The organism is Mycobacterium sp. SA01 (assembly GCF_041287105.1).
Classification (GTDB): Bacteria; Actinomycetota; Actinomycetes; order Mycobacteriales; family Mycobacteriaceae; genus Mycobacterium.
Map to the genome: position 1 here is coordinate 267,568 of NZ_JBGGNO010000019.1, position 24,825 is coordinate 292,392.

Consider the following 24,825-nt stretch of genomic DNA (forward strand, 5'->3'; position numbering starts at 1 on the left):
ATCCTACGTCTGCCGCGCGGCTTCGAGCAGTTCCTCGAGAGATTCGGCCAGCAGCGTCGGCAGCACGTCCACATCGCTCATGGCATCGCGGTCGGCGTGGATGCCGAAATAGAGCATGCCGCAATACGATGTGACGCCGATGGCCAGCACCTGGTTGTGCAACAGCGGCGGCACCGCGTACGTCTCGAGCAGCTTCGCCCCGGCCACATACATCTGCGACTGCGGCCCAGGGACATTGGTGATCAACAGGTTGAACTGGCGGGCCGAGAACTGGGTGGCGACCCGGGTACCCATGGCATGCAACGTCGGCGGCGCGAAGCCGGACAGGGTGAGGATGGTGCGGGCGTCCACCAGACTGGCTGCCGCCGAATGCGATTCGGTGGTGTGGGCAATCTGAGACAGCCGTACCACCGCGTTGCCCTCGCCGATCGGGAGGTCGACCAGGAACGGGGCGACCTCGCTGATGGCCTGGCCCGGACCGGATGAATCCAAGACCGCCTCGGGGTACACCGACGTCGGCACCATCGCCCGCGCAGTGGAGCTGGTGGTGACCGGCTCGCCGCGCGACAGCAGCCAGTTGCGTAAGGCACCGGCGATGACGGCCAGCACGACATCGTTGACGTCGCAGTCGTAGCGCGAACGCACCAGCCGGTAGTCCGCGAGGGAACCGACGGCCACCGTGAACCGCCGATTGCGCGACACCTTGGTGTTCAGCGGACTGCTCGGCGCGGTACCGCGGGCCACGGTGCGCGCCACGTCGGTCAGCCGCCGCGCCAGATCGACCACTTCCCCGCTGTTGCGGGCCAGGTCGCCGACGGCGGAGGTGACCGCCTGCATCTGCATCCGGGGCCGGGCCAGCCACTCCCCGACCGCGCCGAGCAGCAGCTGTCCGTTGGTGGGTTCGCGGCCCGGGATCCAGATGTCCTCACCGAACGTCGGCGGCTTCTGGGTGCGGTCGGCGATGACGTGGCCGATCTCCAGCGCTGCCATCCCATTGACCAGCGCCTGGTGCGATTTCGTGTAAATGGCCAGCCGGTTCTTGGACAGGCCCTCGATCAGGTACATCTCCCACAGCGGCCGTGACCGGTCCAGCGGGCGCGACCCCAGCCTGGCGATCAGTTCGTGCAGCTGCGAATCGCTTCCCGGTGACGGCAGCGCCGAACGCCGGACGTGATAGGTGATGTCGAAGTCCGGATCGTCGACCCATACCGGCCGCGCCAAACCGAAGGTGACCTCGCGGACCTTCTGGCGATAACGCCGGATCTGCGGCAGCCGATGTTCGACGGTTTCCAGCAGGGTCTCGTAACTCAACCCGGCGCGGGGCTTGCGCACGATCGCCAGGGAGCCGACGTACATCGGGGTGGAGGTGTTCTCCAGGTGATAGAACGAGGCGTCCGACGCTGACAGCCTAGTCACCATCGTTGCGACATTCCCCTCATCGACAATCCCCGCCCCGTTCCGACACGGTAGCCGCCAACCCCGGGTCAGCGCATCGCGGGTGCACACACCGACGACAGAACTGTGCCATCATGTCGCCATCGGTCGCCTCTCTCCGGCAGCCGGTCACCCGTTGACCTATTTCGGAGAGTGCCCATGTCCTGTGTCGTTCCCGTCGTCGACTACGAACCGCCGGTGTTGCGCAATGCCCCCGAGCGGGTGCACCTGCCGGGTCCCCGCACCCTCGGACCGTCGCCCCGCCCATTGCAACAGCCGACCGTGTCTGCCCCGATGCGCGCGGCGGGCGGCTTCGCCGACGCCGCGCTGAGACGGGTCCTCGAGGTGATCGACCGGCGGCGCTCGCTGGCACAGCTGCGACCATTGCTGGCCGCCGGATTGGTGGAGTCGCTGCTGCCTGCCGTCGCGCGGCACGAGGGCGACGGCGCCGCGCGACTGCGGCGGCTACGGGTGCAACCGGTCGGGCCCGACGGCTCGGCGGCCGAAGTGGCGGCCACCTACAGCCGGGACGGCCGCACCCACGCCATCGCCTGTCGTGTCGAACAGGTGCTGACGCCGACCGGATTGCGCTGGCAGGTGGTGGCCCTGCACATCGGCTGACGGCGTGACTTAACCGCGGTTAACCCCGGCGCAGCCTGCTGCTGCTCTTGGACTGCTTGCGCGCCGCCTCGCGTCGCTCCTTGCGGGTGGTGCCCGCCGTCGCGGCCTGCTTGCCGCCGCCGTTGCGCTTGACTTCCGCCGAGCCGTCTTCAGCGGGACCGCTGTAGGTCAGCTGCCGGGAGTCCTCGTCGTCGATTCCCTTGGCGCGCAAGGCCGGTGCCGGCTCCTGCTGCTGGTTGCCCAGATCCGCCAGCCCCTGCGGGGTGTCCACCGGCGCGACCGCCGGCGACGGCGTTGCCTCCACCTGGACGTTGAACAGGAAACCGACCGACTCCTCTTTCAGGCCGTCGAGCATGCCGACGAACATGTCGTAGCCCTCGCGCTGGTACTCGACCAGCGGATCGCGCTGCGCCATCGCCCGCAGACCGATGCCCTCTTTGAGGTAGTCCATCTCGTAGAGGTGCTCGCGCCACTTGCGGTCGATCACATTGAGCAGCACGTTGCGCTCCAGCTGGCGCATGGCGCCCTCGCCGGCGAGGCCTTCGATCTCGGCTTCCCGTCGCGCGTAAGCCTTTTCGGCGTCCGCGATCAGTGCGTCCAGCAGCTCTTCACGAGTCAGCTCACCGGGCTCTCCGACGGCATCGTTGTCGAGCAGGTCGTGGTGGTCGATGCCCACCGGGTAGAGCTGCTTGAGCGCGGTCCACAGTTGCTCGAGGTCCCAGTCCTCGGCGTAGCCCTCGGCGGTGGCGCCGTTGACGTACGCGGTGATGACGTCGACCAGCATGTCGTGGGCCTGCTCCTGCAGGTTCTCCCCCTCGAGGATCCGGCGGCGCTCGGCGTAGATGACCTTGCGCTGCTGGTTCATCACCTCGTCGTACTTGAGGACGTTCTTGCGGATCTCGAAGTTCTGCTGCTCGACCTGGGTCTGCGCACTCTTGATCGCGCGGGTCACCATCTTGGCCTCGATCGGCACGTCGTCGGGCAGGTTGAGCCGCGTCAGCAGGCTTTCCAGCGTCGCGCCGTTGAATCGCCGCATGAGCTCGTCGCCCAGCGACAGGTAGAAGCGGGACTCACCCGGGTCGCCCTGCCGACCGGAACGGCCACGAAGCTGGTTGTCGATACGCCGTGACTCGTGACGTTCGGTGCCCAGCACGTAGAGGCCACCGACCTCGATGACGTGCTCGGCCTCTTCAGCTGCTTGCGCCTTGACCTTGGGCAGTTCCTCCTGCCACGCGGCCTCGTACTCGTCGGGGGTCTCAACGGGATCCAGGCCCCGCTCGCGCAGCCGGGTGTCGACGAGGAAGTCGACGTTGCCGCCGAGCACGACGTCGGTACCGCGGCCGGCCATGTTGGTGGCCACCGTGATCGCACCACGGCGGCCGGCCTCGGCAATGATGCCGGCCTCCTGCTCGTGGAACTTGGCGTTGAGCACATTGTGCGGGACGCGCCGCTTCTGGAACTGCCGCGACAGGTACTCCGAGCGCTCGACGCTGGTGGTGCCGATCAGGACCGGCTGGCCCTTCTCGTAGCGCTCGACGACGTCATCGACGACGGCGATGTACTTGGCTTCCTCGGTCTTGTAGATCAGGTCGGTCTGGTCCTTACGGACCATCGGCCGGTTCGTCGGGATCGGCACCACGCCCAGCTTGTAGATCTCGTGAAGTTCGGCGGCCTCGGTCTCGGCGGTACCGGTCATGCCGGCGAGCTTGTCGTAGAGCCGGAAGTAGTTCTGCAGCGTGATCGTGGCCAGCGTCTGGTTCTCGGCCTTGATCTCGACGTTTTCCTTGGCCTCGATGGCCTGGTGCATGCCCTCGTTGTAGCGCCGGCCGATCAGCACGCGGCCGGTGAACTCGTCGACAATCAGCACTTCGCCGTTGCGGACGATGTACTCCTTGTCGCGTTCGAAGAGCTCCTTGGCCTTCAGCGCGTTGTTGAGGTAGCTGACCAGCGGCGAGTTGGCTGCCTCGTAAAGGTTGTCGATGCCGAGCTGGTCCTCGACGAACTCGACACCCAACTCGTGCACACCGATGGTGCGCTTCTTGATGTCGACCTCGTAGTGGGTGTCCTTCTTCATCATCGGGGCCAGGCGGGCGAACTCGCTGTACCAGTGCGAGGCGCCGTCGGCGGGGCCGGAGATGATCAGCGGGGTGCGGGCCTCGTCGATGAGGATCGAGTCGACCTCGTCGACGATCGCGTAGTTGTGGCCGCGCTGCACCATCTCCTCGACCGAATGCGCCATGTTGTCGCGCAGGTAGTCGAAGCCGAACTCGTTGTTGGTGCCGTACGTGATGTCGGCGGCGTAGGCCGCGCGGCGCTCGTCAGGGGTCAGGCCGGACAGGATGACGCCGACCTCGAGGCCCAGGAAGCGGTGCACCCGGCCCATCCACTCGCTGTCGCGCTTGGCTAGGTAGTCGTTCACGGTGACGACGTGCACGCCCTCATCGCCCAGGGCGTTGAGGTAGGCGGGAAGGACACAGGTCAGGGTCTTGCCCTCACCGGTCTTCATCTCCGCGACGTTGCCGAAGTGCAGCGCGGCGCCGCCCATCACCTGGACATCGAAGTGGCGCTGCTGCAGCACCCGCCAGGCCGCCTCGCGAGCGACGGCGAAAGCCTCGGGCAGCAGGTCATCGAGGCTTTCGCCGTCAGCAACGCGCTTCTTGAATTCATCGGTCTTGGCCCGCAGCTCGCCGTCCGACAGCTTCTCTACGTCGTCGGACAAGGTGTTGACGTAGTCAGCCACCCCCTTGAGGCGCTTGACCATGCGACCTTCACCAAGGCGCAGCAACTTCGACAGCACGTTTTCCCCTGAACATATATAGGAGGGGCCCCCTGTGAATTGGAGGCTTAAGCGCCCTCCATCCTAGGTGACGCGCTGGTCGGGCCCGGGCAGCGGCGATCAGCCTAGTCGGATCAACCCATAGTCGTAGGCGTGCCGGCGATAGACGACCGACGGCCGATCGGTCTCCTTGTCCTGGAACAGGAAGAAATCGTGCCCGACGAGCTCCATCTCGTAGAGCGCGTCGTCGACCGTCATCGGCTTGGCGGGATGCTCCTTGGTCCGCACGATGCGGCCTGGTTCATGGTCGTCGAGCACCTGCTCCTGGGCGGTGGCGTTTTCGGGGGTGAACGCTGCGGCCGCGTCGAGGAGCGGGGTCACCGCGGTGGCCTCGTGCAGCGATACCGGGGTCTTGTCGCCGTAGTGAACCTTGCGGCGGTCCTTGGTGCGCCGCAGCCGGTTCTCAAGTTTGTGGACGGCGGCCTCGAAGGCGCCGTAGAAGCTCTCCGCGCAGGCCTCCCCACGGACCACCGGACCGCGGCCACGCGCGGTGATCTCGACGTGCTGACAGTTCTTGCGCTGGCGGCGGTTGCGTTCGTGCTCGAGCTCGACGTCGAAGCGGTAGATCGAGCGGTCGAACCGTTCGAGGCGAGCGAGCTTCTGCGCCACGTAGACGCGATAGTGATCGGGGATCTCGACATTGCGTCCGCACACCTGAACTTCGGCGTTGGCGGATTCTGCAAGGTCGTCATCGTCGGCGAGTAATTGACCGGTGTTCGCGGAATCGATTGACATGCTTGACAACTCGTTTCTGTTACGGGTTGCACGCACTCTGGCGTGCCGGCCTGTCTTGGGATGCTGCGCCGACAGGATTGGCACGAAACTCACCCGCCGGCGCTAGGGGTCGAGGAACCTCACCTCCTACCGTCACTCGGCGAAGCGGCGGGCCTGTGAACTAGACCGCCCCCGTGATGTGTTCACGGTGTGTTGGCCCCGACGGTAGTCGTTGTTCACGCCGGTGTGCCACCTTTTTGGCCCACCTGTTTCGAAGTCTTTCGACCCCTGTTACACCGATCGTCACCCGCCCAGGTCAGGCGTGCGCCAAGGCGAGCACGGCCGTTACATTCACACCGGATTCTTGGAGAGTCCGCACCGCCTCGCGGGCGGTGGCGCCGGTGGTGACGATGTCGTCGACGAGCAGGACCTCGCCTGTCACACGTGTGGTCAGTTTGATCCGGCCGGCCAGGTTGCGTTCACGGTCGGCGATCGTGAGGCCGACGGAGTCGCGGACCATCGCCCGGGTCTTCAAGGCCCGGACGACGCTGATGTCGCGGTTGTCCCGGGTGGCTTGTGTCGCGATGCGCAGGACGGGATCTCCGCCGCGGCGGCGAGCGGCCAAGGCGCGGGTGGGCGCCGGGACGATGGTGAACGGGATATCGATGATGCCCCAGGTTTCGAGTTGGTGGATGCCCAGTGCCAGGGCGCGGGCGAACGGAGCCGCGAGGTCGCGACGGCCGTGTTCCTTGAGCGCGACGATGGCCTGCCGCCGTGGGCCCACGTAGCGGCCAAGAGCAAAGACGGGCACGCCGGGGTCGATGCGCGGGGTGACGAGATGCGGCTCGTCGGTGTGGACGTTCAGTGTCGCGGCGCAGACGTCGCACCACTTGGTCGACGGCGCGCCGCAGCCTCCGCATTCGAGCGGGAGGATGAGGTCGAGCATGGCTCGAGTGTGACGCCTCGAGGCCGGGCAGCGGGAGTACTGTCCACAGGTCATGGCCGGTGCGATGGGTTTCGCCAACGCAAATGGACTTCGGTTCGCCTATCTCGAGGAAGGCTCCGGGCCCCTCGTGCTGATGCTGCACGGCTTTCCGGACACTGCGCACACCTGGGACGATTTGCGTCCGCGCGTCGCCGATCGCGGCTACCGGGCCGTGAGCCCGTTCATGCGTGGGTATCACCCAACCGAGGTGCCGGACGCTGATGCGTCGCAAGAGATATTGGCTCGTGATGTTCTTGCTCTGATCGACGCCTTGGGCGCCTCCGAGGCGGTATTGATCGGGCACGACTGGGGCGCTTCGGCCGCCTACGGCGCCGCCGCGCTCGGACCGGAGCGGGTCAGCAAGCTGATCACGGTGGCGATCCCCCATCCTGCGACCCTTGTCCCGACGCCGAGGAAGCTTTGGGGTGCCAGGCATTTCGTTGCGTACAAGCTGCCGGGCGCCACGAAACGGTTCGCCGGCAACGACTTCGCCGCGTTGCCTGCGATCTATCGACGATGGTCACCGACGTGGAATCCTCCCGCCTCGGAGTTCAATGCCGTACGGGAGTGCTTCGCCAGCCCGGGCAGCCTTGACGCAGCCTTCGGCTACTACCGCAAGCTATCACCGCTACCGTCCGCGTCTCTGAGGGCGCGCATCACGGTGCCCACCACCGTTTTCGCCGGGTTGGACGATCCGGTGGCCGCACTGTCCGATTATCGCCGGGCTGCGCGGAAGTTCCTGAGCGACTACGTCATTGAGGAAGTTCCGGGTGGGCACTTCATGCATCGGGAGCATCCGGACGTCTTCGCGGAGCGGGTGCTGAGTCACCTTTGAGCGGTCCGTTTTTGTCGGACCCTGATGCGATGATGTTGTCATGTCCTCGACCGTCGCGCTCAGCCCGAAGGAGCGCCTGGAGGTGGTGTTCGAGGAGTTGGCGGAGCTTGCCGGCCAGCGGAATGCGATCGACGGGCGCATCGTGGAGCTGGTCGCCGAATTGGATCGCGACGACCTCTGCGGTATGACCGGGGCGCGCTCCGTCGCGGCCGTGGTGGCCTGGAAGCTGGGCACCTCGCCGACCAACGCCACCACCATTTCCGCTGTCGCGCATCGACTTTCTGAATTTCCGCGATGCACACAAGCGCTGCGTGAGGGCCGGCTGTCGCTGGATCAGGTCGGCGTCATCGCCGAACGCGCCGCCGACGGCTCCGACGAGCACTACGCACAACTGGCCACGGTTGCCACCGTCAGCCAACTGCGCACCGCCATCAAGCTCGAACCCCGCCCACCCAAGCCTGGCCCCCAACCCGACCCGCCACGCTCGATACGCAAGACCGTCGGCGACGAATCCACCACCTGGAAGATCACCCTTCCGCACCGCGAGGCAGCCACCGTCGACGCCGCACTGCAGTCCCACCACGATGCGCTGGTCGCCGACTGGAAACGCGACCACGACAACGGTGGTGCAGACAACGCGCCACCGCTACCCAACACCACCGATGCGTTCCTGAGCCTGGTCGAGGCCGGCTGGGACGCCGACGTGGCCCGCCGCCCACACGGGCAGCGCACCACCGTGGTGGTTCACCTCGACGTCGACAAGAGGACTGGGGAACTGCATCTGGGTCCGCTGCTCTCCGATGGCGACCGCCACTACCTGACCTGCGACGCCACCTGCGAAGCATGGTTCGAACGCGACGGCCAACCCATCGGCGCCGGCCGCACCACCCGCACCATCAACCGGCGGCTTCGCCGCGCCCTCGAACACCGCGACACCACCTGCGCAGTCCCCGGCTGCAGCGCCACCCGTGGACTGCACGCCCACCACATCCAACACTGGGAAAACGGCGGCCCCACCGAACTGCACAACCTGGTGCTGCTGTGCCCCTTCCACCACCGCGCACACCACCACGGCGACATCACCATCACCGGACCCGCCCACCAACTCACCGTCACCGACAGCGACGGCGAACCCCTCAGTTCGCGCTCACTCGCCCGCCCACCACACCATCCACCCCCGATGGTTCCACCCTGCCCCGGACCCACCGGCGAACGCGCCGACTGGAAGTGGTACCAACCGTTTCAGCCTCAGGCGCCACCGGAGAATTAGGTTGGGTGGGCGGCGGTCAGGCGTTGAGTTCCGCCAGCGTGACCGCGAGATACGGTCCGCTGGGATTGATGACGAGTCCACCGTAGCCCTGCTCGCGGGCTATCTCGATCACCTTCTCTGTCGTGCTGGCCATGACGGCGTCCGCCACGTTGTGGGCTACGACCTCCGGGGCACTGGTGAACGCGAAGAGTCCAGGCGACCCGTCCGGCATCGCTGTTGCGCGGAAGGCCATCTTTCCAGGCTGTGACGTCTCGTCGACGCCGAGGAGCAGAGGGCCGTCCTGCTTGAGTAAGTCCAGCACCTTCTGCCGGTCGATGCGGCCAGCAGCCAGATCGACCGTGGCGGTTTTGAGTGGCTCGTTGTTCGGGTTGCGCAATGCAAAGTCGATCTCGGCCGCAGACATCGCACAGGTCGGTCCGGCCGGATCGATGTAGAGCCAGGCGTCTTGCTGCGACTGGGCGAGTTCGAGTACGCCGGTCGCGGGGTTGACCAAGGACATGGTGGCTGTTCCGGGCGGGTGAAGGCGCGCGATTTCTTCGTTGCGTGTGTAAGCGAACAGTGCGCCTTTGCCGTCTGGGCCTGTGCCGCGACGGATCTGCAGCCGTGCACCGGGCGCGAAGCCAGTGGCGGTCGGCGCATCGGAGCCAGTCGTGTCCAACAGCAGGTCACCAAACATGCAGGACCGCAGCACTTCTAGAGCGTTCGCCTGGTTCGGTTGCGCGGCAAAGGATGCGACTGCCGCGCGGACGATCGTGTTGTCGACTTGTTTCATATCATGCTTCCTTTCACTCCGCACTTACCAGTCGCAAGGCCGTCACAGGGTTTTCGGCTCTTCGACGCGAATGCCGGTCGCGTCGCGCACGACTCTGAGGTGCATATTTCCCGCCCACGCCTGTGTCATCGGTACCTCACTGCGACCGCAGCGTTGGTGCGGCAATTCAGCTGGGCGGGCGGAATGCGAACCGCCCCGGGGTGTTGACGGTGACAGCAGGACGCGCCAATGCACTGTTAATCTGTTGAATAACAGCTTCTTTGAGTGCCGCTGAGTCGGTGGGCAAACCAGGCGCATCCCCTGGCTCGGCAAGAAGCACCACACTGTCCCCTAGCTCGGGCACGTCCACCGAGCCGGCGAAGAGCAGCAATGTTCCTGGGAGCATGGCGATCTCCTGCTCCTCGCGATACCGCGCGAACGGTGCCACGAGGCGACCAGTGATGCTCACGATCGCAGCCAACCACTCTGCGGTGAAGTTCTCGCTGGCAACACGCGGATCCATCGACGTGGGCAAGATCCCGCTGAGCGTGAAGGACGCGTTCGGCCTCGGACCAGCCATACCCCTGTACGTGATCGCCGGCATCGCCGGAAGTTTGGACAGCGTTGTCACAATGTCTTCGGCCACTTATCACTCCCTTTTCGCGGCGTCGATAGCAGCCAAAGTGGCTGCCGCCGCGCGGTCGATGAACTCTGGCCCGCGCGCTTCGCCGTGAATATCCCACTGCCAGCTACCGACGTAAGTAACTTCGTCCTGCTCATGGCCGGGGAACCCCACCTGGATGAAGTCAACATCTTTGGGCGGTGACGTCGGTGACCAGAGCCCTCGTAGTATCTCGACGATGACTTCGGGCGAGTCACCCACGAAATTCACTGGACCGCCTTCGACTTGTATCAGATACTCCTGCGGTGGGCCATCCCCTCGGTCGCTGCGGTCACCCGAGACGCGCACAGGGACACCATCCACATTCACCAACACTCCGTTGCTCAACCCGAACACCGGATGCTGTAGCGACGCAATCCCCTCGGCAAGTGTCTTGACTCGGTCTGATCGCCAATGCCGAAGAGAATGGCTCGGCCTACACCCCCCGTTTTCCCACTTCCTGTTGTAGGGCCGAGTCATTCCCTCACCCTTGGTTGGATGGCGCTTTATCCAGCCTTCGATTGCCTCGGCCGAAACCAGCTGATCAGGGTTCGTCACTTGACCTGCCTCATAGTAATTTGCAGGACCCCGTCGTCGCCGAGCTCCCGAGACAGTATTTCGAATTGGGAGCCGCGCGGAAACAAGATCTCCGATTCATCCATGTACCTGGAAAGCTGGCTCACATCAACTCCATCGGACCCGACCACTTTGAGTAAAGTCGGCGTTTCCCCGGGCAGCGCGCCCCTAGCGAAGGATTCGGCAACGAACGAATCCGTGGTCGTACTGAGATACCCCGGATCATGGAAGATGGCTCCCTCGTGAAGTTGTGCGAGCAAGGAGTCCGACGCACGCATTCCGCGCCAGGTGGTCGAGGCCAGTTCCGAGGGATCCACTCGATAGGGCGGCAGCGCTGCGAGACCTTCGTCAGTATGGGCGATCCTCTCCTCCCACAATGCCCGTTGTTCTGGCGTTAGGTCACTCAACGAGTCGACGCCCAATACGGATTGCTGCCTCTCGCTCAGCGAATCCATATCACGCAGATAAGGATTCATGCCCTGATGCAGCTCGGTGCTGTAGTCGTACACGCCCCCCACGCCGGCTGGCGATATTGGCTCATACTCGTCGGAGACCTTTTCCGTCCACTCATCGAATCGAGCCGGGTCAACCGCGCCACTCGGCATCCGATATTCCTGGTTGATCTCTGCCAAGTCCGGCAGATGACCACCTGGCGTCCCGTGATTAGCAGGCGGATCGTGTAATCCGGTGTGTGGCGGGTTATTCGGCTGGTGTTCTGTCGACGGAGAGCCGTGGCCATCCCCGTTATGGGGCAGACCACCATCGTGCGGGGCATCGCCAATAGTGCCACCGCCGCCATGCGGCGCGGCGCCAGCCGGCGACCCGCTTGTCGCATCCATCGGAGGTGCTGGCGGGTGCCCACCGGAGGGCGCGCTCGGCGACGGACTTACTCCTCCCGAAGACGCAGGCGTCGGCGCCGCCTCGGAAGCCGCAGGTGCAGAGGGCACTTCGGCCTTCGGCGCGGGCGCAACGTCGGGGGTGTGCGGGTCCGGCGTGTGAGTCACCGGCGGGGAAACGGGATCACCTGACGGCGGAGCCGACGTCGGCTTGCCGCCTGTCGGCGCAGGCGCAGGGTCACGCGGCGCCGTCGGTGGCCCTGGCTCCGATGGCTTGGGCAACGGCCCCGGGCTTCCGGACGGTGGCTTGCCTCCGTCAAGACCCGTCTTGTTCAGGTCGTCCAGTTTCGCGGTGACACGGTCGACGTCGCTCGCGGCACTGCGCAAACCACCTGTCGCCGAGGCGATCCCGCCTGCTTCACCGGCGGCCCGCTCGGTCGCACTCACTTCTGCACGTGCAGCTGCCCCCTCGGCGGCACGGGCACCACCGGCGGCCTTGATACCCGCTCCGCCGGGTACGACCGCCGTAGCGATGTCGAAGCCCGCCTCGCCGAGCCCGAGGAACGGCCGGTTGCTCGTGAAGATATCGTCGAAGTGCGTGACATTCTTGACCATGTCGATCGAGCCCTCGGGATCCATCGCAAACGCGGTCGGCGCAGTCATCGGGTTGAACGTCAGAGCCATCTTGCTCAGGTTTTCGATGTTCTTCCACGTGCCTTTCGGATCACCAAGAGGATCGAATGCCGTCACCAGACCGCCGACCGTATTGATCGCGCTGAGCGAGGCGCCGGTCGTTGCATCGGTGAATGCGTCGTTGATGTTGGCCGCGACCCGGCCCGCATCCTCGCCGAGATAGTTGACCAATTCCACCCGCGTGACGATTTCCATTGCGCGCGTGTAGTTCTTGATGCTGTTGTTCAGCTGCGCGAGTAGCTCTTTCCTGGCAGCAGACTGCCGTTTGTGGTTGGCGATGACGGCTTTGACGTCGTCGGCGACCTCTTGGATCTTCTCTTCCGCGTCACCGGTGATCAGTTCGAAGACTGTGCCCATGATGCCTTGGTCGATGACCGAGCCCACCACATCCTTGAGCTTGTTCAGCAGATCACGGATCGCGTTCTGCGTCGTCTCGACATCGGTTGCGAAGCTGCTCAGTTGATTCGAGAGCTTTTGCGCCTCGCCGGCCAGCGACGACATCGCGGTGCCGACGTCACGCACTGCCTGCTGCATCGGCTCTTTGTCCGGCATCTGCTGTGCGCCGATGGTGGCGTACGCGCCCGAGTTCGCCGCAGACACACCGTACAGCGGTGTGGCGAAAACGGCCCAGGCGGCAGCGGCCGCCCTCAGCTCGGTGGGCTCACCATTCGGCCACCAGTCCCCGACCAGAAACTCGACCAGGTACCACAACACCGGTGGAGTTTGCCCAGGCCCGTTGACATCTGGATCGCCGCCCGGCGCCGAGTAGACCGGTGGCGCAATCGGCGCGGGCAACGGCGCCGCCCTACCGCCGATATCGGCCGCGGCCTCGGCGCGAGAATAGTTGGTCGCGGAGCCCTGGATCAGATAGCCAATGTGGCGTAATGCGTTGACGCCCTTACCGACCGCCTCGACCAACGCACTGGCGGAATCCTGGTATGCGAATCCGAACGCGGTTCCCGCGGCGTCTTGACCCGCGTTCGCGTTGTACGACCCGGTCAGAGCGCCTACGGCCGCGGTGAGTCCCTCACTGAGGCCGGCGACCGCAGAGCCCGCACCCGAGAGCGCCGGCGGATCCACCCGCAACGGTTCACCCATGGCGACTCACTGCGGACATCGATTAGCCCCAGATTTTCTGGTTCGCCTCGACCGCGCCACTGTAGGACGTGTGCGCATGCTGCCCGGCGGACCGCAACTGGCCCAGCGCATTTCGCATCATGTCGGCGCCCTCCTTCCACTGTTTGTGGATGGCGGCATGGGATTCACTGGCGACGCCCTCCCACTGCGCATGCAAGTTGGCCACCACAGCGTCACACTCTTCGAGCATCGAGTCGACGACCCCCTGGTAGGCCGCCATGCGTTCGACGATGTCGGCCAGCTTGTCGAGATCGACGGCAAATGCGTCAGCCACGGTGAACTCCTCGCAACTGTGTTGCCGACGCCTGCTCGTGAGCTTCGAAAGCCTGCCCGGCTTGACCCAACCGCTCGGCGATGGTCGCCAGCGCCTGCTGCACCTTCAGCGATCCGTCATGCCACTGTTTCCACGCCGTGCCATACGAACCGCCCGCCGACCCCTCCCAGGTCCCCAGCACCTGCTGCGCCTCGGTGTCGAGATCGCGCAGCCCCGCCTGCAGATGCTGCGCCCCCGAGGTCAGTGCCTCACACGCCGCCCGCAGAACCGCAGGGTCGACTTTCAGCACGCCGCCGTCGCCAGTTCCACTCACAGAGCAAACGCTACTGGCTTGACACGGCCTCCACAATTCACTCCTGAGCAGCAGGGCGAGCCCGAAATGCCGCCTGTACCGCTACCCGAACAGGGTCCGGATCGGGTCGCTTCCGTCCCAGTCCACCGCCGCGGAGCGCACCAACTCACCCATCCCGATCGTCGCGGGGGTGAGCTCCATCAATTCGATGATCGTCGCCGCCGTCCCGGGTGGGGGCTCGAAGTACGCATAGCGGGCCGTGCCCGGGTCGCCACCCGACCACACCACCGGCCAGCCTGCGGCCTGCCCGGCCGCCAACGCGGCGTCGTAGTCCTGCGCCCAGTAGGCCAGCTGGTGGAAGCCGTCCCCGCCCGCCGAGGTGAACTCCGAATAGATCGAGGGCGCATCGTTGTCCTGGTGGATGACTTCGATCTGCATGTCGCCACTGTTGGCCAGCCCCAGCGTCAGCTTCACCGTGCACTCCTGGCCGCGGTAGATACCGGTCTGCTCGATACCGCGCAGCACATAAAACGGACCGACTCCGAGGTCCAGCCAGTTCGCTAGCGCGGCATCGAAATCCTGCACGATGTAACCGATTTGGCGGATCACGCCGGGCAGCACAGGTCCAGGCACCAGGTCTCCTCTCAGCCGGGCAGCACCGGCACCGCGCCGGGCGTCAGGAAAGGCCGTACATCCGACCAGGATTGACTGTTCTCGGCGCTGTTACCCGACAGCTGCAGCACGCCGCGACTGTCGGACACGTACACCGCCGCCGGGTTCGCCGCGACAGCGGTCACCGGCATCACGATGTTTCCGTTCGGCCCGTCGGAGTTCACCCCGTCGATGTTCACGTACGACACCGGATGCGCGGCATCGGTTCGGCTGACGACGATGTCGTCGCCGGTGCGCCACGACAGCGACACCACCGACGACCCCAGCCCGAAACCGAGCCGACGCGGATACGTCAGCGAGAACTCGCCGGCGGGGGTCTGCTCCACGTTCGCCAGAATCACTTGCCCGTTGATCACCATCACCGCCCGGGTGCTGTCCCGGGAGAGTTGCAATTCGGCTATCGCACCGGGGAATTGGGACACCACCGCGGCGGAGTCCACCGGGATCCGGGCGGGCTGCCCAGACGCCTGCTCCTGGATCACCCGTACGACGCTGTTGCCGTCCACCACCACCCACACGGCGTCGTCCAGCGCCCAGGACGGTCGCGTCAGCGACCGCGCATCGGTGGCTTTCGCCGCCACCCCACCGTTCGGGCCGATCCACACCGTGGAGACCATGTCCGGCGCGCCGGGCCGCTGCACCGTCACCGACGCGATCGCCTGACCGGTTCGCGACAGCGCCGCCGACACCTGATCGTTCATCTGGCCGAACGATCCGGGCACCGGTGTGGCCCGTTGTCCGTCCAGCGACACCAGCGATCCGCGGATCAGCGCATGCACACCTGCCGCGGCGCCGTCGACCGCACCCGGATCGGTGGCCGCCACATCGGTGGTGTCCCAGCCGTCGGCGAACCGGTCGTCGAGAGCTGCGCCGTCGGCGTTGATCACGTACGGGCCCTTGATGTCGGCCCGCGCCAGTGTCCAAATGATCTGGGCGGCAAGCAGTTGCCTGCTGTGCGGATCGGTGGTAGTCAAATTCTCCAGGTCGACCTTCGCTCCGCCGTAGCCGCGGCCGATACCCGTCTTGCCGCCGTCGGCCCTGGTCACCGGGCCCATCATCTTCACCGGTCCCAGCAGGTTGCGCACCGTGCGGGCCATCTCCGGGCGGGGCCCGGCGATCAACTTGTTGAGCAGTTCGGTCGCCAACTGGTCGGCGTCGGACACCGCGACATACCGCGGATCTGGAACGACGGTCTTGCCGGTCGGGTCGACGAAATAGAGAGTGTTGCGCTTGTAGGTGGCCTGGAACTGCTGCCAATCCAGGAACACTCCGTTGGGCAGCTTGTTGATGCGCCAGCCGTCGGGCGTCTGGACCAACTCGAGCGGTCCCGGGTCGGGAAGTTGCCCCGCGGCGGTTTCGAAGACACCCACATCGGACAGCGACCCCAGCATGTCTGCCTTCATCGTGACCGCAACCCGGTCAGGAGAACGGGTTTCGACGAACACGACGTTGTCGATCAGCAGTGCACTGCCCTGGTCGTCCCAACCGCTGGAGGCCGAAGCGGTGAGGAACTGTCGCGCCGCCAGATGCCGGTTCGCCGGGTCGGCGGTGGCCTTGAGGAATTCCCGCAGCAGCTGGTCCGGATCCATCCCGGGGGTCGGCTTGGGCAGGCTCTTCGGCTGGGGCCGCTCGACGGTCCCGATCGCTTGCGGCGCAGAAGAATTCGGCACCCCGGCACATCCGCCGCCCACCATCACGACCAGTCCGGCCAGCATCAGGGCCAGCAGCCGGCGTGTCACACGCTCTCCCCCGCCGGCTCCCGCTGCCGAACCTGGCGCGAGTCTTTGCGGCCATCCTGGCGTTCCGCGGCGGCGGGTTTGAGTGGTAACGGACTGGTGGTGACCTTGTGGCCGCGCACCAGCGGAAGGGTCAGCCGGAAGCAGGCACCCTTGCCGGGTTCACCCCACGCCTCGAGCCGGCCCTGGTGCAGCCGGGCGTCCTCGATGCTGATCGCGAGGCCCAAACCTGTTCCGCCGGAACGACGCACGCGGGAGGGGTCCGAACGCCAGAACCGGCTGAACACCAGCTTCTCCTCGCCGGGGCGCAAGCCGACACCGAAGTCGCGGACGGTGACCGCGACGGTGTCCTCGTCGGCGGCCATCCGGATGTGGACCGGCTTGCGCTCGGCATGGTCGATCGCGTTGGCGATCAGGTTGCGCAGGATGCGCTCGACGCGGCGGGCATCGACCTCGGCGATGACCTCGCTGTCGGGCAGGGTGACCATCAGTTCGATCCCGGCCTCGTCGGCCAGGTGGCCGACGTTGCCGAGCGCACTATTCACCGTGGACCGCAAATCGACTGCCTCGACCGAGAGTTCGGCGACGCCGGCGTCGTGGCGCGAGATCTCGAGTAGGTCGTTGAGCAGGGTCTCGAATCGGTCGAGCTCGTTGACCATCAACTCGGTGGACCTGCGCAGCGCCGGGTCCAGTTCCTCGGAGTGGTCGTGAATCAGATCAGCCGCCATCCGCACAGTGGTCAACGGCGTGCGCAGCTCGTGGCTGACGTCCGAGGTGAACCGGCGCTGCAGATTGCCGAACTCCTCGAGATTGGTGATCTGGCGTTGCAGACTCTCAGCCATGTCGTTGAACGACACCGCAAGCCGCGCCATGTCATCCTCGCCGCGCACCGGCATCCGCTCGGAGAGATGACCCTCGGCGAAGCGCTCGGCGATCCGCGATGCGGAGCGCACCGGCAGCACCACCTGCCGGGAAACCAGCAGGGCGATCCCCGCCAGCAGCACCAGCAGCACCAACCCGCCGGTGGCCATGGTGCTGCGCACCAGGGTGATGGTGTTTTCCTCGTTGTTGAGCGGGAAGATCAGGTAGAGCTCAAGATTCGGGACGCGGGACGGCGCCGGAGTACCGATCAACAGCGCCGGACCGCTGAACGCGTCGGTTCGTACCGTCTCGTACTGGTAGCTGACCTGGCCCGCTTTGACGAAGTCACGCAACGACTTCGGGATCTGGTCCATCGGTCCGGCGGCGGTGGCCGCTCGCGGTCCGTCGCCGGGGACCATCAGGACCGCGTCGAACGTGCCGGCCAGCGCCGCGCCGGACGATTGACCTGTCTTGGAGATCAGTGTGTTGCGGGCCAGCTGCAGGCTGCTGTCCAGAGACCGCGCCTCTTCACCACTGACAGTTCCGCTGACCGTGTTGCGCGCCCGATCCAATTCCTCGGTCGCCGCGTGCACCTTCACGTCGAGCACCCGGTTCGTGATCTGGCTGGTGAGCACGAAGCCGAGCGCCACTATCACGGCGGCCGACAGACCCAACGTCAGCACGACCACCCGCAACTGCAGCGACCGGCGCCAGATCAACCCCAGTGCTCGACTCAGCGCACTCGTACCCCGAACCAGGGGACCCGATCGTCCCCACGGACCGCGGATGCGCCGCCTCGAGCCGAACATCACCTGCGGCGCTCCTCCGTGCGCATCACGGTGGTCCGGCCTTGTAACCCACTCCTCGAACGGTCAGCACCACCTGCGGGTTCTCCGGGTCCTTCTCGACCTTCGCCCGCAACCGCTGGACATGCACGTTCACCAAACGGGTGTCCGCGGGGTGGCGATATCCCCACACCTGTTCGAGCAGCACATCTCGAGTAAACACCTGGCGTGGTTTGCGTGCCAGCGCCACCAGCAGGTCGAACTCCAGCGGTGTCAGCGAAATCTGCTCACCCTCGCGAGTGACCTTGTGCGCAGGCACGTCGATGTCGATGTCGGCGATCGAGAGCACCTCGGCCGGCTCGTCCTCGTTGCGCCGCAGCCGGGCACGGACGCGCGCCACCAGCTCCTTGGGCTTGAACGGCTTCATCACGTAGTCGTCGGCGCCCGACTCCAGGCCCAGCACCACGTCCACCGTGTCGGTCTTGGCGGTGAGCATGACGATCGGCACCCCGGAGTCCGCGCGCAGCACCCGGCACACATCGATGCCGTTCATGCCGGGCAGCATGAGGTCCAGCAACACCAGATCGGGGCGGAGCTCACGCACAGCCGTCAGCGCCTGCGAGCCGTCGCCGATGACCGCGGTGTCGAAACCCTCGCCACGCAACACGATGGTGAGCATCTCGGCCAGCGATGGGTCGTCGTCGACTACGAGAATCCTTTGCCTCATGGTGTCCATGGTGTCACCGAATTGCGACAAACCCCGGCTACCACACGGGCGAGTTGCGACATTTCCGCTGCGTGGGGTCCTCTAACCGAGCAGTGTGGCCGCCAACGCCGCCGGATCGACGTCCGGGGCGACGATCGACCAGGGCCCGCCCCAGTTAGCGGCACCCAATTCGGCGTACACCGCGCCCGTCCGGCGCTGCAGTCCGTCGTCGCGTTCGTAGGCGTCGCGGGCCCGGTCGGCCTCCTGCTGAGCCCGGTGCCTGGCGCGCTGGGCGGCCAACCCGACCGAGGCGTCGAGCAGGATCTGCCGGTCGGGTTTGGGCAGGGCGAACCGGCCGTACTCGAGTTCGCCCACCCACGACACCGCCGCACCGGAGGCGTCCTGGTGCAGCCGGGCCGCGCTGTACGCGGCGTTGGAGGCAACGTAGCGATCCAGGATCACCACATCGTGTCGACGACCTAGTTCGGCCATCTGATCGATCGCCCCGGCCCGGTCGAGGGCGAACAGCATCGCCATCGCATAGACCGATGAGGCCAGGTCGCCGTGCTGTCCGTGCAGTGCCTCGCTCGCGAGGTCGGCATGGATCGACTGGCCGTAGCGGGGGAAGGCCAGTGTGGTGACCGACCTTCCGCCCGCTTCGAACGCGCGCTGAAGTCCGGCAGTCAGCGTCCGCTTACCGGCCCCGTCGAGTCCCTCGATGACGATCAGCACGGCGGGAGCCTAACGCTCAGTAGCGGTAGTGCTCCGGCTTGTACGGACCCTCGACGTCGACGCCGATGTACTCGGCCTGGTCCTTGGTGAGCTTGGTCAGCGTGCCACCGAGAGCCTCGACGTGGATGCGGGCCACCTTCTCGTCGAGGTGCTTGGCCAGCCGGTAGACCTCGTTGTCGTACTCATCGTTCTTGGTCCACAGCTCGATCTGAGCGATCACCTGGTTGGAGAAGCTGTTGCTCATTACGAACGACGGGTGGCCCGTCGCGTTGCCCAGGTTCAGCAGCCGGCCCTCGGACAGCACGATGATCGACTTGCCGTCGGCACCGAAGATCCACTCGTCGACCTGAGGCTTGATGTTGATCCGGGTGGCACCCGAGCGCTCGAGGGCGGCCATGTCGATCTCGTTGTCGAAGTGGCCGATGTTGCCCAGGATGGCCTTGTCCTTCATCGCCTTCATGTGATCGAGGGTGATGATGTCCTTGTTGCCGGTCGAGGTGACGACGATGTCGGCATCACCGATGGCGTCCTCGACGGTCACCACATCGAAGCCGTCCATCAATGCCTGCAGCGCGTTGATCGGGTCGATCTCGGTGACCTGCACGCGCGCGCCCTGGCCGGCCAGCGACTCCGCACAGCCCTTGCCCACGTCGCCGTAGCCACAGATCAGCACCTTCTTGCCACCGATCAGCACGTCGGTGCCGCGGTTGATCCCGTCGATCAGCGAGTGCCGGGTGCCGTACTTGTTGTCGAACTTGCTCTTGGTGACCGAGTCGTTGACGTTGATGGCCGGGAACGCCAGCTCACCGGCGGCGGCGAACTGGTACAGCCGCAGCACACCGGTGGTGGTCTCCTCGGTGACACCCTTGACCGACTCGGCGATCTTCGTCCACTTGGTGTTGTCCTTCTCGAAGCTCTTGCGGCACAGCTCCAGGAAGACCTTCCACTCGGCCGAGTCGTCATCCTCGGCGGGCGGAACCACACCAGCCTTCTCGTACTGCGCACCGCGCAGCACCAGCATGGTGGCGTCGCCGCCGTCGTCGAGAATCATGTTGGCGGGCTCGCCTTCCCAGGTGAGCATCTGCTCGGCGGCCCACCAGTACTCCTCCAGTGTCTCGCCCTTCCAGGCGAACACCGGGGTGCCGGTCGGCTCCTCGGGGGTGCCGTGCGGGCCGACGACGACGGCCGCCGCGGCATGGTCCTGGGTGGAGAAGATGTTGCAGCTCGCCCAGCGGACTTCAGCGCCGAGCGCAACCAGCGTCTCGATCAGCACCGCGGTCTGCACGGTCATGTGCAGCGAACCCGAGATACGGGCACCCTTGAGCGGCTGGACGTCGTGGTATTCGCGGCGCAGCGCCATCAGGCCGGGCATCTCGTGCTCGGCCAGCCGGATTTCCTTGCGGCCGAATTCGGCCAGCGACAGGTCGGCCACCTTGAAGTCGATGCCGTTGCGCACCTCGACGGTCATTTCAGACATGTAGAGCCCCTTTTCGTTCGTCATTGCCGGTGAGCGCGCGATACGCGCGCTGGCGACACCCTCAGCCTGCGGGCTCGCGGGACAGGCGCGTGGAGCGCTCTGACAGCTAAGGAATATCGACTACACCGTAGCGTTCGGCGAACGGCGTCATCAATCGGGCCAGGTCTAAGGCCACATCGTGGTCGGCCTCGGGCGGCATCGACACGTAGCTCATCGCCAGCCGCACGATCGCGCGGGCCAGCACCCCCGAGTCGGCCTCACTGGCACTGACCCAGCTGTTCATGAAGGCCTCGGTGAGCTTGGCCGACGCGCGGGTGATGATCGGCGCGCTGTCGGTGGTGATCATCTGCAGCAGGTCGGGTTTGGCAACACCGGTCAGCAACGAGATCACCAGCGGGTCGGCCGCCGACTCGGTGAAGAACACCCGAAAGCCCTCGGTGAAGGCGGCCAGCACGTCGCCCACGTTGGAGCTGATCGCGGTCCCGATCGCATCAACCAGGCGGTCGGCCAGCCGGATCGCATAGCCCTGGGCCAGACCCTGCCGCGAGCCGAATTCGTTGTAGATGGTCTGACGGCTGACCCCGGCGGTGCGCGCCACGTCGGACAGGGTGATCGCGGACCAGTCCTTGGTCAGCAATTCCTCGCGCATCGCGTCGAGGACCGAGTCCCGCAGCAGCGCGCGAGAGGCCTCGGGATAGGGCACCCGAGGACTCTTCACATGCGCGAGAGTAGTGGTCACGGCCTGGCGACTTCCACCATCTCGAAGTCCGACTTCGCCGCGCCGCAGTCCGGGCAGCTCCAGTCCTCCGGGATGTCGTCCCAGCGGGTGCCCGGTGCGATGCCGTCCTCAGGCCAGCCTTTGGCTTCGTCGTACTCGAATCCGCACTGCACGCAGATGAACAGCTTGTAGTCCTGCTCGTTCATTGCTTGACACCCATCTCTTCGAAGTCAACTTTTTCTCGCACCCCACAGTCGGGGCAGCACCAGTCGTCGGGCACCGCGGCCCAGGCAGTGCCGGGCGGGAAGCCTTCCCGCGCAGCACCTTTCGCTTCGTCGTACACGTAATCGCAAATCGGGCACTGGTAGGCGCTCATGCCGGCACTCCGTACCGGGCCAGGATCTTGGCCCGTCGGCGCGGATCGATGTTGACCTTGGTGATGTCACCGTCGTAGTGCTCGATCACCCGATGGTCCATCATCCGGCGCCACACCCACGGGAAGTACGTCACGCCGATCAAAGTCGCATAGCCGCTTGGCAATTCGGGCGCCTCGGACATGCTGCGCAGCGTCTGATAACGGCGAGTCGGATTGGCGTGGTGGTCACTGTGCCGTTGCAGGTGATAGAGGAACAGGTTGGTCACCAGATGATCGGAGTTCCAGCTGTGCTGCGGCGAGCACCGCTCGTAGCGGCCGTTGTCGTTCTTCTGGCGCAGCAGCCCATAGTGCTCCAGGTAGTTCACCGACTCCAGCATCGAGAATCCGAACACCGCCTGGATGATCAGGAACGGGATCAGGGCGGGACCGAACACCGCGATCAGCGCACCGAACAGCACCACCGACATCAGCCAGGCGTTGAGAACGTCGTTGCCGAGCCAGGTACGCGGATCCCACGGGCTCTTGCCGAGTCGGCGAATCCGGGCCGCCTCGAGTGTGAGCGCTGAACGGGCACTACCAAACACGCTGCGCGGCAGGAACTCCCAGAACGTCTCACCGAAGCGCGCCGATGCCGGATCCTCCGGGGTGGCGACGCGGACGTGATGGCCGCGGTTGTGCTCGATGTAGAAGTGGCCGTAGCAGGTCTGGGCCAGCGTGATCTTGGACAGCCAGCGCTCTAGCGAATCCTTCTTGTGGCCGAGTTCGTGCGCGGTGTTGATGCCCGTACCGCCCAGCACGCCCACCGACAGCGCCAGACCGATCTTGGCGAACCAGCTCAGCGAGCCCTCGTAGCCCAGCCAGCTGAGGTTCGACGCGGTGAACATGTAGGCGCCGAAGATCAGACTGAGGAACTGGAACGGGATGAACGCGTACGTGCAGTACCGGTAGTACTTGTCGTTCTCCAGGTACTCCATCAGTTCGTCGGGCGGGTTCTGGCCGTCGCGGCCGAACCTCAGATCCAGCGCCGGCAGCAGCGCATAGATCAGGAACGGGCCGACCCAGAAGAACACCTGGGATGCCGCGGTCCAGCCGAGCTGGTTCAGACCCCAGATGACCGGCAGCACCACGAACAGTGCGGTCGGCGCAATGAGGCCCATCAGCCACAGATAGCGCTTCTTATCCCGCCACGGCGCGGCCGCCGGAATGGCGGCGGAGTCCAGTTGAGACGTCACGACAGTTACCTCCCACGTCAAGTTGCGATGACTTGACTATAGAGGCAGATTTGTCGGGTGTCTAGACAAATGATGGTTGTTTGTAAAACTCAGGACGCGGCGGCGGCCTCCCGCTTGGCCAACACCGAATGCGATCGCCCATAGAGCAGGTAGAACCCCACCCCGATGACCATCCACACCACGAACCGGATCCAGGTCAGGCCGGTGAGGTTGAGCATCAGCCAGCCGCACGCCGCGATCGACAAGATCGGCAACACCGGGACCAGCGGCGCGCGAAACCCGCGCTCCAGGTCCGGGCGGGTTCGCCGGAGGATGATCACGCCGGCCGAGACCAGGATGAAGGCGAACAGCGTCCCGACGTTCACCATCTCTTCGAGTTTGTCGATCGGGAAGACAGTGGCCGCGACGGCGGTGAGCACACCGACCAGCACGGTGATCCGCACCGGGGTGCCGCGGTTGCCCGTCTGGGCGAGCTGACGGGGCAGCAGGCCGTCACGCGCCATCGCGAACAACACCCGCGACAGCCCCAGGATCAACACCATGACCACCGTGGTCAGACCGGCCAGCGCACCGATCGAGATCACCTTGGCCGCCCAGTCCACCCCGTTGAGCGAGAAGGCGGTGGCGAGGTTGGCGTGACCGTTCTCGGCCTTGTCTCGCAGGTCGCTGAACTGGACCATGCCCGACAGCACGATCGAGACCGACACGTAGAGCACGGTGACGATCGCCAGCGAAGCGAGAATGCCGCGCGCGACATCGCGCTGCGGGTTCTTGGTCTCCTCGGCCGTCGTGGCCACCACATCGAAACCGATGAACGCGAAGAACACGATCGAGGCGCCGGCCAGCACCCCGTAGAAGCCGTAATGACTGCTCTGGGCGCCGGTCAACAGGGAGAATACGGACTGGTTGATGCCGGTCCCGGACGCATTCTCGCCGCTCTCGGTCGCAGGGATGAACGGCGAGAAGTTGGCAGCCTTGATGTAGAACGCCCCGACGATGACGACGAGTGCGACAACCGCGACCTTGATGGCCGTGATCACCGCGGAGACGTTGGCCGACAGCTTGGTGCCCAACGCCAGCAAGGTGGTGACGATCGCGACGATGAGCAGAGCACCCCAGTCGAAGTTCAGCGGGCCGATGGCCACGACCCCACCGGAGAAACCAAAGACGGTGCCCAGATAACTGGACCAGCCCTTGGCCACCACGGCGGCGCCGACCGCGAATTCCAAGATCAGGTCCCAGCCGATGATCCAGGCGACGAACTCGCCGAACGTCGCGTACGAGAACGTGTAGGCGCTGCCCGCCACCGGGAGCATCGAGGCGAACTCCGCGTAACACAGCGCGGCCAACCCGCAGGTCACGGCGGCGATGACGAAGGACACCGAGATCGCTGGACCGGTGATGTTGCCGAAGGTCGAGGCGGTGACGGTGAAGATGCCCGCGCCGACCACGACGGAGACCCCGAAGACCGTGAGGTCCCACCACGTCAGATTTTTACGCAGCCGGGTGCCCGGCTCGTCGGTGTCGAGAATGGACTGCTCCACCGACTTGGTCCGCCACTTAGAGGTCATCTGCATGTTCCTTCTCATACCCCGGTTAGGCACAGTTTGAGCGG

General features: G+C 65.6%; 24 protein-coding genes. 3 read left to right on the forward strand and 21 right to left on the reverse strand.

Annotated features, from left to right (window positions below; genetic code table 11):
• Positions 1 to 3: 3 nt before the first annotated feature.
• Entirely contained in the window at positions 4 to 1,419 is a 1,416-nt protein-coding gene (locus AB4879_RS17250) for a wax ester/triacylglycerol synthase family O-acyltransferase (RefSeq protein ID WP_370508559.1), read from the reverse strand.
• A 174-nt stretch (positions 1,420 to 1,593) separates the two neighbouring features.
• Between AB4879_RS17250 and AB4879_RS17255 the strand changes: the two genes are divergently transcribed.
• Entirely contained in the window at positions 1,594 to 2,055 is a 462-nt protein-coding gene (locus AB4879_RS17255; RefSeq protein WP_370508560.1) for an Rv3235 family protein, read from the forward strand.
• A gap of 19 nt (positions 2,056 to 2,074) precedes the next feature.
• Here AB4879_RS17255 and secA read toward each other — a convergent pair whose 3' ends face one another.
• The 3 genes from secA to AB4879_RS17270 form a co-directional block, all read right to left on the reverse strand.
• Positions 2,075 to 4,852 carry a preprotein translocase subunit SecA gene (gene secA / locus AB4879_RS17260; protein WP_370508561.1) on the reverse strand — a complete coding sequence of 926 codons (2,778 nt, stop codon included), beginning with the start codon at positions 4,850 to 4,852 and terminating at the stop codon, positions 2,075 to 2,077.
• A gap of 99 nt (positions 4,853 to 4,951) precedes the next feature.
• Entirely contained in the window at positions 4,952 to 5,626 is a 675-nt protein-coding gene (gene hpf, locus AB4879_RS17265) for a ribosome hibernation-promoting factor, HPF/YfiA family (protein ID WP_370508562.1), read from the reverse strand.
• A gap of 295 nt (positions 5,627 to 5,921) precedes the next feature.
• On the reverse strand, positions 5,922 to 6,551 hold the full coding sequence (locus AB4879_RS17270; RefSeq protein WP_370508563.1) for a ComF family protein: 630 nt from the start codon (positions 6,549 to 6,551) through the stop codon (positions 5,922 to 5,924).
• Positions 6,552 to 6,603: 52 nt separating this feature from the next.
• On the opposite strand from AB4879_RS17270, the gene AB4879_RS17275 reads away from it, so the two are divergent.
• Entirely contained in the window at positions 6,604 to 7,425 is an 822-nt protein-coding gene (locus AB4879_RS17275) for an alpha/beta fold hydrolase (RefSeq protein WP_370508564.1), read from the forward strand.
• A gap of 40 nt (positions 7,426 to 7,465) precedes the next feature.
• The gene (locus AB4879_RS17280) at positions 7,466 to 8,695 is read left to right on the forward strand and encodes an HNH endonuclease signature motif containing protein (RefSeq protein ID WP_370508565.1); all 1,230 of its coding nucleotides are present in this window, start codon (positions 7,466 to 7,468) and stop codon (positions 8,693 to 8,695) included.
• Between the two features lie 16 nt (positions 8,696 to 8,711).
• Here AB4879_RS17280 and AB4879_RS17285 read toward each other — a convergent pair whose 3' ends face one another.
• The 17 genes from AB4879_RS17285 to AB4879_RS17365 all read right to left on the reverse strand — a co-directional run bounded on the left by AB4879_RS17285 (position 8,712) and on the right by AB4879_RS17365 (position 24,781).
• Entirely contained in the window at positions 8,712 to 9,467 is a 756-nt protein-coding gene (locus AB4879_RS17285; protein WP_370508566.1) for an SseB family protein, read from the reverse strand.
• 166 nt (positions 9,468 to 9,633) lie between these two features.
• On the reverse strand, positions 9,634 to 10,092 hold the full coding sequence (locus AB4879_RS17290) for a hypothetical protein (RefSeq protein WP_370508567.1): 459 nt from the start codon (positions 10,090 to 10,092) through the stop codon (positions 9,634 to 9,636).
• Positions 10,093 to 10,095: 3 nt separating this feature from the next.
• A complete protein-coding gene (locus tag AB4879_RS17295) occupies positions 10,096 to 10,665 on the reverse strand; it encodes a hypothetical protein (RefSeq protein WP_370508568.1) in 570 nt (189 codons plus the stop codon).
• Positions 10,662 to 13,310, reverse strand: a complete 2,649-nt coding sequence (locus AB4879_RS17300; RefSeq protein WP_370508569.1) for an ADP-ribosyltransferase — start codon at positions 13,308 to 13,310, stop codon at positions 10,662 to 10,664. The genes AB4879_RS17295 and AB4879_RS17300 overlap by 4 nt, the downstream gene beginning before the upstream one ends.
• A 22-nt stretch (positions 13,311 to 13,332) precedes the next feature.
• Positions 13,333 to 13,623, reverse strand: a complete 291-nt coding sequence (locus AB4879_RS17305; protein WP_370508570.1) for a WXG100 family type VII secretion target — start codon at positions 13,621 to 13,623, stop codon at positions 13,333 to 13,335.
• Positions 13,616 to 13,936, reverse strand: a complete 321-nt coding sequence (locus AB4879_RS17310) for a WXG100 family type VII secretion target (RefSeq protein ID WP_370508571.1) — start codon at positions 13,934 to 13,936, stop codon at positions 13,616 to 13,618. Before AB4879_RS17310 ends, AB4879_RS17305 begins: the two co-directional genes overlap by 8 nt.
• An 81-nt stretch (positions 13,937 to 14,017) precedes the next feature.
• Positions 14,018 to 14,548, reverse strand: a complete 531-nt coding sequence (locus AB4879_RS17315; protein ID WP_370508572.1) for a VOC family protein — start codon at positions 14,546 to 14,548, stop codon at positions 14,018 to 14,020.
• A gap of 11 nt (positions 14,549 to 14,559) precedes the next feature.
• Positions 14,560 to 16,302 (reverse strand): MtrAB system accessory lipoprotein LpqB, encoded by a 1,743-nt coding sequence (gene lpqB, locus AB4879_RS17320; RefSeq protein ID WP_370508835.1) that lies wholly within the window; start codon positions 16,300 to 16,302, stop codon positions 14,560 to 14,562.
• Positions 16,303 to 16,322: 20 nt separating this feature from the next.
• A complete protein-coding gene (gene mtrB, locus AB4879_RS17325) occupies positions 16,323 to 17,996 on the reverse strand; it encodes an MtrAB system histidine kinase MtrB (protein WP_370508573.1) in 1,674 nt (557 codons plus the stop codon).
• A 22-nt stretch (positions 17,997 to 18,018) separates the two neighbouring features.
• A complete protein-coding gene (gene mtrA, locus AB4879_RS17330; protein WP_370508574.1) occupies positions 18,019 to 18,705 on the reverse strand; it encodes a two-component system response regulator MtrA in 687 nt (228 codons plus the stop codon).
• A gap of 72 nt (positions 18,706 to 18,777) precedes the next feature.
• Entirely contained in the window at positions 18,778 to 19,407 is a 630-nt protein-coding gene (locus tag AB4879_RS17335; RefSeq protein ID WP_370508575.1) for a dTMP kinase, read from the reverse strand.
• A 16-nt stretch (positions 19,408 to 19,423) separates the two neighbouring features.
• Positions 19,424 to 20,884: an adenosylhomocysteinase gene (ahcY, locus tag AB4879_RS17340; RefSeq protein ID WP_102808629.1), complete on the reverse strand. Its 1,461-nt coding sequence runs from the start codon at positions 20,882 to 20,884 to the stop codon at positions 19,424 to 19,426.
• Positions 20,885 to 20,990: 106 nt separating this feature from the next.
• Complete coding sequence (locus tag AB4879_RS17345) at positions 20,991 to 21,533, reverse strand: TetR family transcriptional regulator (RefSeq protein ID WP_233209406.1); 543 nt, start codon at positions 21,531 to 21,533, stop codon at positions 20,991 to 20,993.
• An 86-nt stretch (positions 21,534 to 21,619) separates the two neighbouring features.
• Positions 21,620 to 21,808: a rubredoxin gene (locus AB4879_RS17350; RefSeq protein ID WP_370508576.1), complete on the reverse strand. Its 189-nt coding sequence runs from the start codon at positions 21,806 to 21,808 to the stop codon at positions 21,620 to 21,622.
• A complete protein-coding gene (locus AB4879_RS17355; RefSeq protein ID WP_102808603.1) occupies positions 21,805 to 21,978 on the reverse strand; it encodes a rubredoxin in 174 nt (57 codons plus the stop codon). Before AB4879_RS17355 ends, AB4879_RS17350 begins: the two co-directional genes overlap by 4 nt.
• Positions 21,975 to 23,135 (reverse strand): alkane 1-monooxygenase, encoded by a 1,161-nt coding sequence (locus AB4879_RS17360; protein ID WP_233209405.1) that lies wholly within the window; start codon positions 23,133 to 23,135, stop codon positions 21,975 to 21,977. The genes AB4879_RS17355 and AB4879_RS17360 overlap by 4 nt, the downstream gene beginning before the upstream one ends.
• 164 nt (positions 23,136 to 23,299) lie before the next feature.
• Positions 23,300 to 24,781 (reverse strand): amino acid permease, encoded by a 1,482-nt coding sequence (locus AB4879_RS17365; RefSeq protein WP_370508577.1) that lies wholly within the window; start codon positions 24,779 to 24,781, stop codon positions 23,300 to 23,302.
• Positions 24,782 to 24,825 lie beyond the last annotated feature (44 nt).

Excerpts from the sequence above, each read along its gene's own strand:
- AB4879_RS17250 (WP_370508559.1), bottom strand. The coding sequence starts at position 1,419 with ATGGTGACTAGGCTGTCAGCGTCGGACGCCTCGTTCTATCACCTGGAG.
- AB4879_RS17255 (WP_370508560.1), top strand. The coding sequence starts at position 1,594 with ATGTCCTGTGTCGTTCCCGTCGTCGACTACGAACCGCCGGTGTTGCGC.
- hpf (WP_370508562.1), bottom strand. The coding sequence starts at position 5,626 with ATGTCAATCGATTCCGCGAACACCGGTCAATTACTCGCCGACGATGAC.
- AB4879_RS17270 (WP_370508563.1), bottom strand. The coding sequence starts at position 6,551 with ATGCTCGACCTCATCCTCCCGCTCGAATGCGGAGGCTGCGGCGCGCCG.
- AB4879_RS17275 (WP_370508564.1), top strand. The coding sequence starts at position 6,604 with ATGGCCGGTGCGATGGGTTTCGCCAACGCAAATGGACTTCGGTTCGCC.
- AB4879_RS17280 (WP_370508565.1), top strand. The coding sequence starts at position 7,466 with ATGTCCTCGACCGTCGCGCTCAGCCCGAAGGAGCGCCTGGAGGTGGTG.
- AB4879_RS17285 (WP_370508566.1), bottom strand. The coding sequence starts at position 9,467 with ATGAAACAAGTCGACAACACGATCGTCCGCGCGGCAGTCGCATCCTTT.
- AB4879_RS17300 (WP_370508569.1), bottom strand. The coding sequence starts at position 13,310 with ATGGGTGAACCGTTGCGGGTGGATCCGCCGGCGCTCTCGGGTGCGGGC.
- lpqB (WP_370508835.1), bottom strand. The coding sequence starts at position 16,302 with ATGCTGGCCGGACTGGTCGTGATGGTGGGCGGCGGATGTGCCGGGGTG.
- mtrA (WP_370508574.1), bottom strand. The coding sequence starts at position 18,705 with ATGGACACCATGAGGCAAAGGATTCTCGTAGTCGACGACGACCCATCG.
- ahcY (WP_102808629.1), bottom strand. The coding sequence starts at position 20,884 with ATGTCTGAAATGACCGTCGAGGTGCGCAACGGCATCGACTTCAAGGTG.
- AB4879_RS17345 (WP_233209406.1), bottom strand. The coding sequence starts at position 21,533 with ATGCGCGAGGAATTGCTGACCAAGGACTGGTCCGCGATCACCCTGTCC.
- AB4879_RS17350 (WP_370508576.1), bottom strand. The coding sequence starts at position 21,808 with ATGAACGAGCAGGACTACAAGCTGTTCATCTGCGTGCAGTGCGGATTC.
- AB4879_RS17355 (WP_102808603.1), bottom strand. The coding sequence starts at position 21,978 with ATGAGCGCCTACCAGTGCCCGATTTGCGATTACGTGTACGACGAAGCG.
- AB4879_RS17360 (WP_233209405.1), bottom strand. The coding sequence starts at position 23,135 with ATGGGCCTCATTGCGCCGACCGCACTGTTCGTGGTGCTGCCGGTCATC.
- AB4879_RS17365 (WP_370508577.1), bottom strand. The coding sequence starts at position 24,781 with ATGACCTCTAAGTGGCGGACCAAGTCGGTGGAGCAGTCCATTCTCGAC.